The sequence below is a fragment of the Bacillus sp. MUM 13 genome (assembly GCF_001866725.1).
In the GTDB taxonomy this organism is placed as follows: domain Bacteria; phylum Bacillota; class Bacilli; order Bacillales; family DSM-1321; genus Peribacillus.
On the sequence record NZ_MLYQ01000062.1, the window covers coordinates 37101 to 52513 of the forward strand.

The 15413-nt window shown below is 44.3% G+C and carries 14 protein-coding genes; 1 reads left to right on the forward strand and 13 read right to left on the reverse strand.

Annotation, left to right across the window (positions count from 1 at the left end):
- Nucleotides 1-13: 13 nt before the first annotated feature.
- The 8 genes from BIV59_RS15230 to BIV59_RS15275 all read right to left on the reverse strand — a co-directional run bounded on the left by BIV59_RS15230 (nucleotide 14) and on the right by BIV59_RS15275 (nucleotide 11420).
- On the reverse strand, nucleotides 14-3754 hold the full coding sequence (locus tag BIV59_RS15230; protein ID WP_071352319.1) for a S8 family serine peptidase: 3741 nt from the start codon (nucleotides 3752-3754) through the stop codon (nucleotides 14-16).
- A 200-nt stretch (nucleotides 3755-3954) separates the two neighbouring features.
- Nucleotides 3955-4863, reverse strand: a complete 909-nt coding sequence (locus BIV59_RS15235; protein ID WP_071352303.1) for an ABC transporter permease — start codon at nucleotides 4861-4863, stop codon at nucleotides 3955-3957.
- Nucleotides 4864-4874: 11 nt separating this feature from the next.
- Nucleotides 4875-5879, reverse strand: a complete 1005-nt coding sequence (locus BIV59_RS15240) for an ABC transporter permease (RefSeq protein ID WP_071352304.1) — start codon at nucleotides 5877-5879, stop codon at nucleotides 4875-4877.
- Nucleotides 5880-6712: 833 nt separating this feature from the next.
- On the reverse strand, nucleotides 6713-8299 hold the full coding sequence (locus BIV59_RS15255) for an ABC transporter substrate-binding protein (protein WP_071352307.1): 1587 nt from the start codon (nucleotides 8297-8299) through the stop codon (nucleotides 6713-6715).
- A gap of 52 nt (nucleotides 8300-8351) precedes the next feature.
- On the reverse strand, nucleotides 8352-9320 hold the full coding sequence (locus tag BIV59_RS15260; protein ID WP_071352308.1) for an ABC transporter ATP-binding protein: 969 nt from the start codon (nucleotides 9318-9320) through the stop codon (nucleotides 8352-8354).
- Nucleotides 9301-10305, reverse strand: coding sequence for an ABC transporter ATP-binding protein (locus BIV59_RS15265; protein ID WP_071352309.1), 1005 nt, complete (start codon nucleotides 10303-10305; stop codon nucleotides 9301-9303). The genes BIV59_RS15260 and BIV59_RS15265 overlap by 20 nt, the downstream gene beginning before the upstream one ends.
- A 359-nt stretch (nucleotides 10306-10664) precedes the next feature.
- Nucleotides 10665-11036: a V-type ATPase 116kDa subunit family protein gene (locus tag BIV59_RS15270; RefSeq protein WP_139194386.1), complete on the reverse strand. Its 372-nt coding sequence runs from the start codon at nucleotides 11034-11036 to the stop codon at nucleotides 10665-10667.
- 21 nt (nucleotides 11037-11057) lie between these two features.
- Nucleotides 11058-11420, reverse strand: a complete 363-nt coding sequence (locus BIV59_RS15275; protein WP_071352320.1) for a single-stranded DNA-binding protein — start codon at nucleotides 11418-11420, stop codon at nucleotides 11058-11060.
- Nucleotides 11421-11699: 279 nt separating this feature from the next.
- Here BIV59_RS15275 and BIV59_RS15280 point away from each other — a divergent pair, with 279 nt between their 5' ends.
- Complete coding sequence (locus BIV59_RS15280) at nucleotides 11700-12134, forward strand: YwpF family protein (RefSeq protein ID WP_071352311.1); 435 nt, start codon at nucleotides 11700-11702, stop codon at nucleotides 12132-12134.
- Nucleotides 12135-12488: 354 nt separating this feature from the next.
- Here the strand turns inward: BIV59_RS15280 and fabZ are convergent, their stop codons facing one another.
- The 5 genes from fabZ to BIV59_RS23725 all read right to left on the reverse strand — a co-directional run.
- Nucleotides 12489-12920, reverse strand: a complete 432-nt coding sequence (gene fabZ / locus BIV59_RS15285; protein WP_071352312.1) for a 3-hydroxyacyl-ACP dehydratase FabZ — start codon at nucleotides 12918-12920, stop codon at nucleotides 12489-12491.
- 97 nt (nucleotides 12921-13017) lie between these two features.
- Nucleotides 13018-13278, reverse strand: a complete 261-nt coding sequence (locus BIV59_RS15290; protein WP_071352313.1) for a DNA-directed RNA polymerase subunit beta — start codon at nucleotides 13276-13278, stop codon at nucleotides 13018-13020.
- 42 nt (nucleotides 13279-13320) lie between these two features.
- Nucleotides 13321-14163, reverse strand: a complete 843-nt coding sequence (locus BIV59_RS15295; RefSeq protein WP_071352314.1) for a flagellar hook-basal body protein — start codon at nucleotides 14161-14163, stop codon at nucleotides 13321-13323.
- Between the two features lie 72 nt (nucleotides 14164-14235).
- Nucleotides 14236-15075: a flagellar hook-basal body protein gene (locus tag BIV59_RS15300; RefSeq protein WP_071352315.1), complete on the reverse strand. Its 840-nt coding sequence runs from the start codon at nucleotides 15073-15075 to the stop codon at nucleotides 14236-14238.
- An 84-nt stretch (nucleotides 15076-15159) separates the two neighbouring features.
- Nucleotides 15160-15413 (reverse strand): hypothetical protein (locus BIV59_RS23725; protein WP_170846170.1); only part of this gene is annotated, 254 nt, incomplete at its 5' end.

Sequence of the window (15413 nt, forward strand, 5' to 3'; positions counted from 1 at the left end):
GCTGCCTTTATCGTTATTTTCGCTTTGTTTCCTTTGTCAGTTTGACTGTTTGAGAAGTTGTATGCCCTGCAAGATCGGTTACCTCGAAAATAAAGGTATTTTTACCTGCAGCAAGCGGCAATTCAAGGTTTTTGACTGTATGCTTGATGCTTCGCATTGCATAAGGCTCTTTGAATGAATGATGGTACACTTCACTGCCGTTAATAGTTAAACGGATCTCATCAAAATTATCCGCTACAGTCACGTTCACTTTAGGGTTCTTTTCTTTTGCACCAACTGTATTCTTCTTAGGCAATCCTGAGATTGATAGAATTGGATCTTTTCCGTCCACAAGGATTTGGCGCTTGAAGGAAATCGTGTTTCCGGCATTGTCGGTTGCTTTGGTCACAAAAGACTGAACGCCGTCCGCAAATTTCTTTGTCATTGTGAACGAATAGCGTTTCTTTTGCTGGTCATATGTCAATGGAACAGATTTTCCGTCAATGGTGAATTCCTTCAATCCTGACGGCTCTTCGATATAACCGGCAATGTTCACATTGTTTTTATCAGAAACGCTTAACGCTTCGGGAGTTAAGATATAAACAGAAGGAATTTTTGTATCTGCTGTTGTATCTTCATCAAGATTTCCTTCTGCCTGTGTTTCATTTCCTGCATAATCGACGGCAATGACCTCATACTTTTCTCCTTTTGTATCCGGAAGCTTGAATTCCTTCGCTGATGAAGATAAAGGTGTTTTTAGGATTGATTTTCCGTCAATTTCAATATCGTAATAAGCAATTCCTGAACCGCCCCCATTGTCGGATGCTCCAAGTTCCAGAACATTTCCATGCTTGGATACGGCAACGCTTGGTGCAACAGTGTCGACTTTTACAGGGATTTTGAAAGTCTGCCATGCAGCATTTTTATAATTGATGACCGCTTTAATCTGGTAATAATACTGGCCATCCTTAACAACACGGTTATTCACTTTTCCATCCCATTTTCGTACAGGATCCAGTGTATAAGCTGTGCCTTTACCGCTGTCATAATAATCTTTTGTAACGTTCTCTTCAGTCCGCAGCACTTTTAGTACTTTGCCTGAAGAATCTGTAATGCTGTATTCTACTTTTGAAGCATTTCTCAAGAACGAAGTAACCGGGATGATATCATCCTGGAGGCCGTCGCTGTTTGGCGAGAATGCTACATTAAGAGAATTATAGGTGTCAGCAGCCGGATCATAGCCAAGATATCCAAAGTCATCTCCGGCGGCGGATACAGCGCCGGCAGTGCCATAGTACGAGCTTATGTCATATACCGTGCCGTCCAGGATCGGCGCCTTATTCCAGTCCCCTTTAAAGCCTACATACGGGACATGCAATTCAGGATTCTGATCTTTTGGATCATTTAACGTTACATACCCTTCCACAAAATAGCCATTCGGGAAGACCTTATCAATGCTGACTGGTGTTTTCTTATCATCACCGACAACCTTAGCCTTTGAAAGATCCACACTCACTGTGAAAGTGACGGATTTTTTTGCAGGAACCTTGATTGAGCCAGTGTCCCCTCCATTGATTTGGATCGTGGAATCAAGGATTTTCTGTGCTTCCAGTTCATTTGCTGAGGATCCCAGCTTTCCTTTTAGAGCCAAGTCAGTCTGGATATTTCCTTTTACATCATAAGCAGCATCTTTATCACTTACGTTTTGAGCTTTAAGTGTAAATGAAAATTTAGATCCCACTTCTTTAAGCGCAACTTTAGCTTCATTTTTAGTAGCATCTGTTACGATGACCGGTGTGCTTAGCGCTGAATGAAGCTGCATGACGCCTGCACCCTGGCGGCGTGGAGAGTAAGGGATCCCCCATTGCTGTTCTGTATTGACGGTGCCTTTATCGATCAAAGGCTGTGAGGTATTCATTAAGATGTTCTTAGCCATGTATACACGGTCAAGGCCCTTTAATTTAAAATCTTTATTGACTCTTTCAAGAACGAGTGCAGATCCTCCTGAAACATGAGGTGCTGCCATGGATGTACCGCTCATCATTCCATACGTATTATTATTTAATGTTGAATAAATCTGTCCTCCAGGAGCAGTGATTTCCGGTTTAAGCTCCAGATTTGGCGACAAACCCCACGAAGAGAACGTGCTCATTTTTCCTGCTTCCGGGTTTGCGGTTTTGATTTTCCCGTTAGTAAAGGTGATTGATACTGGCTTGCCTGAGCTGAGCGCATTTTGAAGCTTGTCACCGTCTGATTTCAGCATAAATAGCTGAGGAATGACGATGCTTGGATCTGTGGCCATGGAGATAAAGCCATCTGCGTTATTATAGATGATAACGCCCGCCGCTCCAGCTTCCTGGGCGTTTTTTGTTTTGTCCACAAAACTGATCGTGCCGCGTTTGATCAGAGCAAATTTCCCTTTTACATCAGCCTTCGCAAGCTCATCCTTGCTTCCAAGGCCGGCGTATACCAGGTCATAGGATTTCTGCTGAAGGTTTTTAGGGTGTACATTTCCTGCTGACATGTAAGGGAAGTCCCCTTTTTCGCCGCCTGCATCATAGGCCACATCATCAAGATCAAGGAAATTATTTTCTACTGAAGCGACCTGAAGGGAATCATACGCTACCCCAGGTGAACCTGAAACACCGATATCCGGATTGGAAGCTAATGGATTGCTTGAAAATCCGTCTCCGAAGTGTCCGGAGTTGCCTGCTGAAATGGACATTAAAATACCATTTTGCACGGCACGTGATACAGCTTGCTGTTCTGGCTCATCAGGAGCAACAAAACCTGCTGTCGATCCTAAGCTCATGTTCAATACATCCGCACCAAGGACAATTGCGTCGTCAATGGCTTTCACATAAATATCTGCATAAGTCGAAGGCATATTCGGGTCATTTCCGAATACCTTAAGTGCAAGAAGCTGGGTTTCAGGAGCAATCCCCTTGATTCCTCCATTTGATTCATCGCCATTTGCACCTACAGTACCGGCCACATGCATGCCGTGCATAGTTGCATCTGGACCTAAATCAAGAATCTGGTCATTTTCATCGGCATAGTTATAGCCGTAAGGAACCTTACTTGTATAAAATTTTCCCGGAAGATTATGAGCTGCCTTTAAAGCATTAACCTTATCCTGAGTCAAGGCAGGCTTTGTATCTTTGCTCAATACCATATCGCGGTGGGAAGAGTCGATTCCAGTATCAATGATTCCGACTACCATTCCTTGGCCTTTGTAGCCGTAGTCGCGCCATGCTTCCTGAGCCTGGACGATTTCCTTGCTGTAAAGCATATCAGGTTTTTCTGCAGGGCGTTTGTATTCATTCACAATATGTACAGCGCCTACTTCTGGTATCGCTTCAAGCTTTTTAATATCGCCAAAAGGGACTGTCGTACTGAAGCCGTTGACAACCGTAGTAAAGTTCTCAAGTTCTTTGATGTTTACATCCTTCTTTTTGGCCTCTGCTTTTACCTTTTTGTGGCCGGCTAGCTTTTCTGCCTTCAATTCTTTTTTCTTTTTGCTCGGCAGATCTTTAAAGCGTGTATGCATTTTTTGGGCATACACGATTGAAGGGGCTTCCTTCATTTCTACTAAAATACGGACTTTATCACTGGCTTTATATTTCTTTTCCAGCTTTGCCTTTTTCAATGAGGCTGAATCCTTAGTGTTTGACCCTTCCTGTGATACACTGTTCTGTTTTTGAAGCGGTGCCGCCGAGACGGCTGCCGTGAATGATAGCAGGAAGATACATAGAATGGCAAAGCTTCTTTTCATTAACAAAATGTCTTTCCTCCTTATAATAAGTCAAAATTTTCTTACTAAAATAAACATAACATACCTAATATTGTTATTTTAAGGTAAATAAGTCTTTGTTGCACTATAATATTACCAGTCTATTTGGCCTATTTTTACTATTTTAAAATGATATAAAACCCAATCTGCTAGACACAGAATGGGTTTTATAGATTCTTTATTTACTTCTTCATCCGCGGATCCAGTGCATCCCGCAGGCCATCGCCCATCAGGTTAAAGCCAAGAACGGTCAGCATGATGGACAGCCCTGGAAAGATAACCGTCCACGGAGCTTCCATGATGAAATCCTTGGAATCTGCCAGCATCTTGCCCCATTCCGGAGCAGGGGCCTGGGCTCCCATTCCAAGGAATCCAAGAGCAGCTGCTTCAATGATGGCCGTAGCAATAGCCAGTGTGCCCTGGACAATTATCGGCGCTAAGCTATTTGGCAGGATATGATGGAGTAAAATCCGGCCATCTTTCATCCCGATAGCTTTGGCAGCCGTGATATATTCCTCTTCCTTCACAGATAGCACTCTTGAGCGCAAAAGCCTCCCGAAAGTAGGCACATTGATTATGGCAATGGCAATTAAAGCGTTTCTAAGCGACGGCCCCAATACAGACACAACCGCTATTGCCAGAAGGATGCTTGGAAAGGCAAGCAGGATATCAAAAAACCTGGAGATGATGGTGTCGATCCACTTTCCGTAATAGCCTGCAATGATGCCCAAGAAGGAGCCTGCCACAACGGAACCTGCGACAGATAAGAAGCCTACGCCAAGAGACAGGCGCGCTCCAAAAATAATTCTGCTTAAGATGTCCCGCCCGAATTCATCGGTTCCGAACCAATGCGCTGCCGATGGAGACAGATGCTTATCGGACAGCTGCTGCTTATCAAAAGGATGCGGCGCAATTACATTCGCAAAGATTGCAAGCAAGATAAAAAATATAACAATGCCTAAGCCAATAACGGCTGCTTTATTTTTCTTAAAGCTCTTCCACCCTTCCTTCCAGGGGGAAACAGCCAGTTCTTCTGCCGCCTGCGACGGCGACGGCATAAGCGGAGGCGTGCTGTTAACCAATTCTGCCATATGTATCCCTCCTATTTATACTTGATTCTCGGATCAATTGCTGCATACAGCAGATCAACAATCAAGTTGATCATGACAAATATAAAAGCGATCACAAGTATTCCAGATTGAATAACCGGATAATCCCTAGAGCCAATTGCATCATATATGTAGTTTCCAATGCCCGGCCAGCCGAATATCGTTTCTGTTAAAATTGCCCCTCCAAGAAGGAGCCCTGTCTGAAGCCCGATCACGGTAACAACAGGAATCAAGGCATTTTTCAAGGAGTGCTTGTACACCACCCAAAACATCTTCATCCCCTTCGCACGCGCTGTCCGGATAAAATCAGACCTCATTACTTCAAGCATGGAAGACCGCGTCATTCTTGCGATGATAGCCATCGGAATTGTCGCGAGCGCCGCTCCGGGAAGAATCAAATGCTTGATCACTTCAATAAACTGATCGAATCTGCCATCCAGCAGGGAATCAATCAAGTACAGATTGGTAATGGCCGCTACCGGATCCCTTATGTTGTCGCGCCCTGTTGTCGGCAGCAAGTCCCAGTGAATCGCGATTACATACTGTTCCATTAAGCCCAGCCAGAAGATCGGCATCGAGACGCCTACAAGCGCAACGATCATCGCTAAATAATCAAACCAGGAATTCTGGAACCAGGCAGAAATGATTCCTGCATTCACGCCAATAACAACGGCGATCAGCATAGCCACAAGAGCAAGCTCAAGAGTAGCAGCCAAATATGGCCAGATCTCATGGGCAATCGGCTCCTTGGTCCTGATGGAAACCCCAAGATCACCCTTAAATAACCCTCCCAGATAGCCAAAAAACTGAGTATGCCACGGCTTATTCAAGCCAAGCTCTTCAGTCAGCGCAGCAACAGCCGTCTTCGTAGCCTGCTGCCCCAAAATAATCTGGGCCGGATTCCCCGGAATCGCTCTAATCATCATAAAAACAATAAACGTCATCCCTAACAAAACCGGCACAAGCGCCCCTAAACGCCGAATAGCATAAGAAAACATAACATCACCTCTCTAATGAAAAGCGGAAGCGCCTTGACCGGCTCCCGAAGCAAATAGGCACTTGGCCGCAGAAGGCGCTCTTTGCCTTCTCGGGCAAGGGATCTTTTGCACAGGGAGCCAGGCGCTGCAGCTAGACACCATTCTTGTTGGTTTACAAAACTTGTCCTACACGCGTCCTGGTCAGCTTGCGAAGCAGAAAGGGATTGCTCCAAAAGGCGCTCTTTGCCTTATGGAGCAATCATCTTCTGCACAGCAAGCTGGACGCTGAAGTTAGACACCGTTACTTTTTGTATAAGCCTACCCTTTTTTCACTTAAGCGCAAGCGCCTTGACCGGCTCCCGAAGCAAATAGGCACTTGACCGCAGAAGGCGCTCTTTGCCTTCTCGGGCAAGGGATCTTTTGCACAGGGAGCCAGGCGCTGCAGCTAGACACCATTCTTGTTGGTTTGCAAAACTTGTCCCACACGCGTCCTGGTCAGCTTGCGAAGCAGAAAGGGATTGAACCAAAAGGCGCTTTTTGCCTTATGGGTCAATCATCTTCTGCACAGCAAGCTGGACGCTGAAGTTAGACACCGTTACTTTTTGTATAAGCCTACCTTTTTTCACTTAAGCGGAAGCGCCTTGACCGGCTCCCGAAGCAAATAGGCACTTGACCGCAGAAGGCGCTCTTTGCCTTCTCGGGCAAGGGATCTTTTGCACAGGGAGCCAGGCGCTGCAGCTAGACACCATTCTTGTTGGTAAAAAGAATTGCTATCGCTTATTCTCCTAAACTTTCAGTCTGCGAAACAAAAGGGAAGCATGCAGGATCCATACTTCCCTTTTGTACGGCTGATATTATTTCATAGAAGTATCGATAAAGGATTGAGATCCTGTTGGATGCGGAACAAATCCTTTGATTGTGCTGCTGCCTGCAAGCTGTGGCTTAGAGTGTACAAGCGGTACCCACGGTGCGTCCTCGTGGATAATTTCCTGGGCTTTTTTGTAAAGCTCATTGCGTTTTCCTTCATCGGCAGTAGACTGTGCTTCTACTAATAATTTATGAACATCGTTATTTGCATAGCGGGCATAGTTATTGGAACCGATCGTGTCTTTATCAAGCAATGTGTAAAGGAAGTTATCGGCATCCCCGTTATCGCCTGTCCAGCCCATCATGAATACTGGTGCTTCGCCAGCTTGAAGTTTTTCAAGATATGTTGCCCACTCAAATGTCACGATCTTAGCATCAATATTTACTTGTTTTAAGCTTGCTTGAATGGCTTCTGCCACCTTTTGTCCGTTAGGCATATACGGACGAGGCACCGGCATGGCCCAAAGATCCATTTTGAAGCCTTTTTCATATCCTGCTTTTTTCAGTAATTCTTTAGCTTTTTCTACGTTATAGTCATAATCCTGGATATCATCATCATATCCGCCTACAGAAGGAGGCATTGGGTTTTTCGCTGGTTCAGCCGTTCCTTCATAGAAGTTTTTAATGATATCTTCTTTATTGATTAAGTGGCTGATCGCCTGGCGCACTTCTTTTTTATTAAAAGGCGCTTTTTGGTTGTTGAATCCGATATAGCCCACATTCATAGAAGGGCGTTCGAACAATTGCAATTTGCTGTTAGACTTAACCTTGCTCATATCACTTGGATTCAAGCCATCCATCAAGTCAATTTCACCTTTGACAAGAGCATTCAAACGTGCAGAATTGTCTTTGATTACCTTGAATTTAACGCCTCCAAGCTTAGGAAGTCCTTTTTGCCAATATTTATCGTTTTTAGTAACCTCGATTGTATCTCCTGGTTTCCATGACACAAATTTAAATGGTCCTGTTCCTACAGGATGCTTCCCGAAATCATCCTTCGCAAAAGCTGTAGGGCTTGCTATCGCAAATGGGCTCATTGCCAGGTTTTTAAGGAATGGAGCTTGAGGCCTGTTCAAAGTGAATTGAACAGTTTTCGCGTCGACTGCCTTAACCTCTTTGATTACATGGCCCTTATCTCCTTCAAATCCTCCAAACATGGAAGGATAGTAGGCAAATTTGGCAGGGTCTTTGCTTTGTGCCCAGCGCTGGAAGTTTTTAACGACAGCGTCGGCGTTGAAATCTGTTCCATCTTGGAACTTGATGCCTTCACGCAGATGGAAGGTATAAGTTAATGCATCCGGAGAGATGTCCCACTTTTCAGCAAGCCCCGGTTCAATATTTGTATTGTCTTTTCCGTATTTCACAAGGGTTTCAAAAATTTGCTGTGTAACGATAAAGGATTCCCCGTCTGTTACAACGGCAGGGTCAAGGGAAACTGCATCTCCTCCCTTTCCGTAAATCATTACATCTCCGCCTTTTGCACTGGAATTGCTCTTTTTCGACGATGAACAGCCGGATAATGCCATTGATAAGGCAAGTACACTAATTAAAAATAGCCAAAATGCTTTTTTCATGCGTTTTCCCCCAATTATCTAATTTTATATGCCTTTTTATATCTACGCTTTGTCATTGATATAAATGACAAGCAGCGTAATGGCCTGTTTCAATTTCCTGCATGACGGGCTTGGCCGTTGAACATACCTCCATTGCATTAGGGCATCTGGTATGGAACGGGCAGCCTTTTGGCGGGTTAGATGGACTTGGCACATCACCCTGCAGCAAGACTCTCTCTTTCTTATAATCCACATCAGGAATCGGCACAGCAGAAAGCAGGGCCTGTGTATATGGGTGAAGCGGATTGCGGTACAGCATTTCACTGTCAGCAAGTTCCACAATATGCCCGAGGTACATGACGCCGACACGGTCGCTGATATGCCTGACGACTCCGAGGTCATGTGCAATGAATAAATATGTTAAATCAAATTCCTTCTGAAGATCCTGAAGAAGATTCAGCACTTGTGACTGAATGGACACATCGAGTGCAGAGACCGGTTCATCGGCAATGATCAGCTTCGGATTTACGGCAAGTGCCCTTGCAATTCCTATCCGCTGGCGCTGTCCTCCCGAGAATTGGTGCGGATAGCGCTTGGCATGGTAGCTGCTTAAGCCCACAATTTCAAGCAGCTCCTTTACCCTGCGTTTCCGTTCCTTCTTATCCGCTGTTCCATGGACAATTAAAGGCTCCTCCAGAATTTTTTCCACGGTGTGCCTTGGATTGAGCGAGGCGAACGGGTCCTGGAAAACCATCTGCATTTCCCGCCTCATTTTCCTCATTTCTCCTTGTGAGAGGGTGGTAATGTCTCTTCCTTCAAAATAAATTTTCCCCTCGCTCGGCTCAAGAAGCCTGAGCAGCATCCGGCCCGTTGTTGACTTTCCGCATCCGCTTTCGCCTACCAGCCCGAGCGTTTCTCCTTTTTTTATGAAAAAGGACACCCCGTCAACAGCTTTGACTTCGCCGACATTCTTCCCGAGCAGCCCGCCTTTGATTGGAAAATGTTTTTTCAGGTTTTCTACCTTAACTAATGGCTGTGACATGGATTTTATCTCCTTTCCCGTCTTCATGAAGCCAGCATCTGACCTGCTGCCCATTTTCAAAGGCATGAAGCGGCGGAGTCTCACTCAGGCATCTGTCCATGGCGTGTGCACATCTCGGCGCGAACTGGCAGCCAAGCTGGGCACCTCCAGGTTTAGGAACATTGCCAGGTATAGAGTAAAGCCTATCCTTTTTCTCTCTCATATCTGGCACAGATTCTATCAGGCCAATCGTGTACGGATGCTTTGGACTTTTAAAAATAGACCTGACATCCCCTTCCTCCACAATTCGCCCTGCATACATAACGGCTACACGCTGGCACATTTCTGCTACAACACCCAAATCATGTGTGATCATCATTATGGCCGTGTCTGTTTCTCTATTCAGCTTCTTCATCAGTTCAAGAATTTGCGCCTGAATGGTCACATCCAGGGCCGTTGTCGGCTCGTCCGCTATCAGAAGTTCAGGCTCGCAGATCATGGCCATCGCAATCATGACACGCTGCCTCATGCCTCCTGAAAGCTGGTGAGGATACTCATTCAGCAGTTCCTCCGCCCGCGCAAGGCCAACAAGCTTCAGCATGTCAGCTGCACGTTCCCTTGCCTTTTGCTTATTCCACCTTCTATGTATCCGGAGCGACTCTGTTAATTGCTCCCCAATGGTAAATACAGGATTTAAACTTGTCATCGGCTCCTGAAAGATCATAGCAATTTCATTTCCGCGTATTTTCCTCATTTTCGCTTCAGAAGCATCTGCCAGGTTATTGCCTTTAAAAAGAATTTCCCCTTCTACCTTCCCTGCAGACGAATCAACCAGTCCCATTATGGAAAGTGAGGTTACACTTTTTCCGCATCCTGATTCGCCTACAATCCCTAAGACCTCTCCCGGGTTAATATGAAAGTCGATCGAATTTACCACCGGAATTTCTCCGTCATCTGTTATAAAGCTTGTTTTCAAGCCTTTTACTTCCACAATCGGATTGACCATAGATCACCCTCCCTTATCTGGATGTTTTGAAACTAGATAAATAGTCTTACTGAATTATGTCATTATTCTAAATATTTGACAATAATTATTTTTTGAATATTTTATTTTAACAGATAATTATGCACACTCATAATATCTGAAGCTAGTAACCGCAGCATAATCTGCTTTCATTTGGACTTTACCATGAAGTGTTTAGTACGACGAAAAAAAGGGCTGCGGGGAGCAGCCACTGTGCAAGGAGTCTATTTTGTATTTTGTAGGGGAAATACGCGCAGAATTTCGGGGGTTTTGCGGAGTAATCATTCTTTGGGCCGAAGAAGGATTATATCAGTCATTTTTGGATAATGGAGGGGCAAAGACTAAAGAAGTGTGTGCTGTGAGCGGAAGTGCAGCGATCCTCCTTCCTTGAAGAATGACTGTTTTCTTCTGATTGTTTGAGGAATGGCTGCCTGTTCAAGCTCAGAAAGCCTTTGGAGAAGTGATTCATTTTGGGCCCGCAAAGCTTTCGATTCGCTTTCAACCCTGGCAAGTATAATTTCCAGCTGAACCATTTGATATTCGCTGTTGGATACCTTCACATGCGTTTTGGCAATATAGCGGATCAGGTCACCGATAAGCTGATCTGTCCTCTCTGCCTTTTGTTGGATATTCAGCCGTTCGAGAGCCGGAAACTCCCCTTTTTCTTCTTCAAAAAATCTGCAGCTTTCCTGACGTTCTTTTTCTCCCATCATCTTCACCTCTATTTAGTTTAACTAAAACTTGATTGCTTCATATTCCTGCTTTGGATTCTCAGCTTGCTTAGTACCGACAAAACGTACGGTTTCTGCTACAACATCTGTAATGTAGACTTTTTTTCCATCCTGATTTTCATAGCTGCGCGTTTGGATTCTCCCGACGATTCCGACTATAGAACCTTTCCGGCAGTACTGGACCGTGTTTTCTGCTGTTTTTTTCCATAGCGTACATTGTACAAAATCTGCTGTATACTCACCATCTCCATTCCGGAAATTCCGGTTCACAGCAAGTGTCACATTAGATACAGCTGTACCTTCGGGTGTATATCTAAGCTCGGGGTCACGTGTCAGCCTTCCTACCAGCGTAACTTGATTAATCAATAAATCAGCTCCTTTCTGTGTGAGTGCCTTTATCATACTGAATTCAAAGACCTCCGTAAAACCAGCAAAAGAACCCTGCAAAACCCTTTTGTAGCTTTAATCCTGTATTTTTTCCTGAAGAAAAAGGGCGATTTAGTTGAGGGTTTGGATATAAAACTTGATTTTGATCATTTTCAAACTTTTTTTCGTGTTCCATTTTTCTCTAAATCTTTTGCTTTTATTACTGAATGGTAATCGGGTATGCTAGAGAAAGATGAACAAGAGAAAGGGAGGGAATGTATGAAAACGTTTAAATTAATCTCTTTGCAGATAGCGGACGAAAACCAGGAATTAATCGAAGCAGAGCTTACGGATGGGCTGATCATCAATAAAGAAGATGACCAGAGCACATGGCTGCTGGAGGCCTTGATTGAGAACGAACACTTCAAGAAAATCCAGGACGCTCTCCCGCCAGTGAACGGAGAGGTGAACATCCAGGCTGTCATTACAAAAAAAGAAAACGATCCGGCTTCCTTTAATACCATTCTGCGGATCATCAAAGATTTAGAAGGCCATAAAAGCATCATGTTTGAAGGCCATCTGCAGCGATCCCGAAGCAAATATGCCGAATTGCTTCTTGAAGATCTAATCCAGCAAGGAATTACCGGAGAAGCACTTGTGGAACAATTCAAAGAGAAAATCCGCTCCCGTCCAAAACTGACTTCCAACAAATAACCGTAGCAGCATCTCTGCAAAAAAGCTGATTCCGAAAGAGCAGAATCAGCTTTTTTGGCGATGGCGCATCTTTCCTTCAGAATAAAAAAAATGGCCGGACACATGTGCCCGGCCTCCATAGGGAGAAAATAAAGATTGGTTTACCAAACCAAAAAATTCAAATGAATTAATGAACAAAAATCCTATGCAATACTGCATAGAAAACTGCTTCCACTTATATCATTGCACATTTTCACATAAAATAAACCTTCTCTAAGAAAAACAGTCCTATATCACCAAGTATTCTTCTGAATTTTACGTGATATACAAAAGAAGATGTGCGCATATAGACACACATCCGGATTGTTTATGTATTTATTTTTTATCTCCAAAGGCAAACATGATTTCTGCTTCACAGGCAATTTCGCCGTCCACAGTGGCAACTGCTTTGCCTTTGCCGACTGACCCTCTTAGCCTTGTCAGTTCAACTTCCAGTCTTAACTGATCACCGGGCTTTACCTGCCTTTTGAAACGGCAGCTGTCAATCCCCGCAAAAAATCCAAGACGTCCTCTATATTCTTCTTGAATTAAAACTGCTACAGATCCCACCTGTGCCAGAGCCTCTACTATTAAAACGCCAGGCATTACCGGATATTCAGGAAAGTGGCCATTAAAAAATTCTTCATTTGCCGTAACGTTCTTGATGCCTACCGCTCTTTTTCCATTTTCGATTTCAACGATTTTATCAATAAGCAGGAAAGGATATCGGTGCGGAATAATTTCTTTAATTTGTGTAATATCTAACAAAGCATTCACTCCTTCATAAGGTTTCCTTTACTAGAATAACACGAATATAAGGAAACATTCTAGCGCACAAGCAGGCAAAAGAAAATCCCGGACTGCTTTAGCCGGGATTTGTATCTTTATTTACGATATCTGTAATATGTGTCCATGTTGATTTGTGGAAAACATCCATTGCATTGCCGCCGCCTATTACACTATAGCCGACAATGGCGCCAGAAATGGTGCATACCGCTATTAAACCAGCCACAATAAGGAGCCTCAGCCAGATCGGCAAAAGCCGAATGCGGATCCTTTTATTCTTGTTTTTTTCTTTACCGGCCTTTTGTTTATATTCTTCTCTGGTTAAGTTATTCTCTGGCATACTAATGACTGAAAGCTCCTTTTAGCCCGACATGTTCCTCAATTAACGGATTCCGTTGATTAAACCCATCATTTGGTCAGCCACTGTAACCGCTTTTGACTGAAATTGATATTGGCGCTGCACACCCATAAGATCTGTCATTTCCTTGGAGAGATCCACATTGGACGTTTCGAGCGCGCCCTGCTGCATGGATATATTGGAGCGGAGGCCGCCAGTTAAGGAGGTCATGATATCCGAGGGTGCAGCTCCAAGTCGATTCAGATTAGCAGGCATGCCTAATAAGTTTTCACCGATTTGTTCCATGAATTGAGGTTTTTTAAGAGAAACGACTCCTAGATCAAAGTTTTGAACCGTTCCATTATTCTTCTCCGCCGCTATCTGGCCATTTTCTGATATGGTCAGATTTTTCACATCACCGGTAATGACAATGGGCTGATCTGCTGAATCCAAAACGGGATAACCGCTTCCGTTTACAAGCTGTACAGCATTCCCTCCGGCTGGTGTCAGATAGAAAGCGCCATCTCTAGTATACCGTATATTTTGCCCTTTTTCGTCAGAAACCCGCACTTTAAAGAACAAATCTTCCTTTTTTAGTGCTATATCCAGGTTGCGATCTGTGTTCTTGATGGCTCCCTGTGTCAAAACAAGCTGGGACTGGCTCAGCTTGGCCCCATTTCCCTGCCGGATACCAAGTGGTGTCAGCCTGCCTATTTCTTTAGATTTGTTGGTCTGGTTATCAACCTGCTGAACAAGCAAGTCATTAAAATAGGTTTCTTTTCGTTTATAGCCGTTTGTCTGGATATTGGACATGTTATTTGAAATAATGTCCATTTTCTGCTGAAGCTGGTTCATTGTATTTGTAGAGGTGATCATTGTCCGATTCATTGCTATTCCCCTTTTGCTGGCTATGCCGGATTTCTCTGGGCTTCATTGACATAAGAATTCAGGGACTTTTCTTTATCCCAGTTTCCCGACTTCATTTACTGCTTTATCCATGCTGCGGTCATATGCCTGCAGGATCTTTTGATTGGCTTCAAAGGATCTGTAAGCAGACATCATATCTGTCATGGTGCGTGATTGATCTACATTCGAGCTTTCAATAAAGCCTTGCTTCATAGTAAAGTTTACGTTCGGGCTGCTGTAAGCGCTGTTCAGCACCGTGCCTGCAGGAGCCTTAAACAAGCCGTCCCCCTCTTTGACAAGCTGATAGGGATTATCAGAAAAGGCAATCCCCAGACGGGCAACAGGCTGACCGTTTTCCTCAATGTATCCTGTTTCACTTACCGTAAAATTTTCGCTGTTCAGCTTTATGCGTTTTTTATTATCATCCTGCACATAATCACCTGCAGAGGTTGTTAAATAACCCTGTCCATCAAGAGCGAAGTTTCCGTTGCGGGTATAACGGGACTGGCCGTCTGCGTTTTCAACCGTAAAAAAGATGCTGCCTTTCTTGCCGTTAGCGGCATTAACAGGCATGTCTCCATCTACAAGGGCAACGTCTGTATTTCGTTGCGTTTCTTTTGTATCTCCCTGTGAAAAAAGCGGAGTGGCTTCCTGCATATAGATACCCGTTGAAAGGTTTCCAACCGTACTGCTGACGGGAAGACTCAGGCCATTCCCAGCAGGTACGGCATTTCGGTCGATCCGTTCAAGAAGCATCTCGGGAAATGACCGCAGGCTTGACTGATCAGTTTTAAATCCTGGAGTATCAGCATTCGATAAGTTATTCGTCAGCATTTCTGTTTTTCTTTGCTGGGCGATCATGCCCGAAGCAGCTGTATAAAAACCTCTTAACATACCTGCACCTCACCTAAAAAATATAAAAGCCCAGTCATCCTTAAGGGCAATAAAAGCAAAATCCGGATTCATTTCGATAATATATTAAATATCGGAAGGAAAATCAGCATCTTTAGCGAAATACAATAAAAAGCGCAAACGCCTGTTCAGCTCGCGAAGCAAATAGGGTTTTGGCCTTGAAAGGCGCTCTTTGCCTTCTGAGGACAAAACATCTTTTGCACAGCGAGCTAGGCGCTGGAGCTGGATTACAATAAAAAGCGCAAGCGAGAAAAGCAGAACAAAGACTGGGAACGCCGCGTCCTGCGGCAACGTCTTTGTGACCCCCATCCAGGGGGCCT

Bases quoted from the DNA above. Each gene is read 5' to 3' on its own strand.
- BIV59_RS15270 (WP_139194386.1), bottom strand. From the start codon at position 11,036: ATGATGGGAGAAAAAGAACGTCAGGAAAGCTGCAGATTTTTTGAAGAA.
- BIV59_RS15240 (WP_071352304.1), bottom strand. From the start codon at position 5,879: ATGTTTTCTTATGCTATTCGGCGTTTAGGGGCGCTTGTGCCGGTTTTG.
- BIV59_RS15295 (WP_071352314.1), bottom strand. From the start codon at position 14,163: ATGAATCGGACAATGATCACCTCTACAAATACAATGAACCAGCTTCAG.
- BIV59_RS15255 (WP_071352307.1), bottom strand. From the start codon at position 8,299: ATGAAAAAAGCATTTTGGCTATTTTTAATTAGTGTACTTGCCTTATCA.
- BIV59_RS15300 (WP_071352315.1), bottom strand. From the start codon at position 15,075: ATGTTAAGAGGTTTTTATACAGCTGCTTCGGGCATGATCGCCCAGCAA.
- BIV59_RS15235 (WP_071352303.1), bottom strand. From the start codon at position 4,863: ATGGCAGAATTGGTTAACAGCACGCCTCCGCTTATGCCGTCGCCGTCG.
- BIV59_RS15290 (WP_071352313.1), bottom strand. From the start codon at position 13,278: ATGCCAGAGAATAACTTAACCAGAGAAGAATATAAACAAAAGGCCGGT.
- BIV59_RS15230 (WP_071352319.1), bottom strand. From the start codon at position 3,754: ATGAAAAGAAGCTTTGCCATTCTATGTATCTTCCTGCTATCATTCACG.
- BIV59_RS15280 (WP_071352311.1), top strand. From the start codon at position 11,700: ATGAAAACGTTTAAATTAATCTCTTTGCAGATAGCGGACGAAAACCAG.
- BIV59_RS15265 (WP_071352309.1), bottom strand. From the start codon at position 10,305: ATGGTCAATCCGATTGTGGAAGTAAAAGGCTTGAAAACAAGCTTTATA.
- BIV59_RS15260 (WP_071352308.1), bottom strand. From the start codon at position 9,320: ATGTCACAGCCATTAGTTAAGGTAGAAAACCTGAAAAAACATTTTCCA.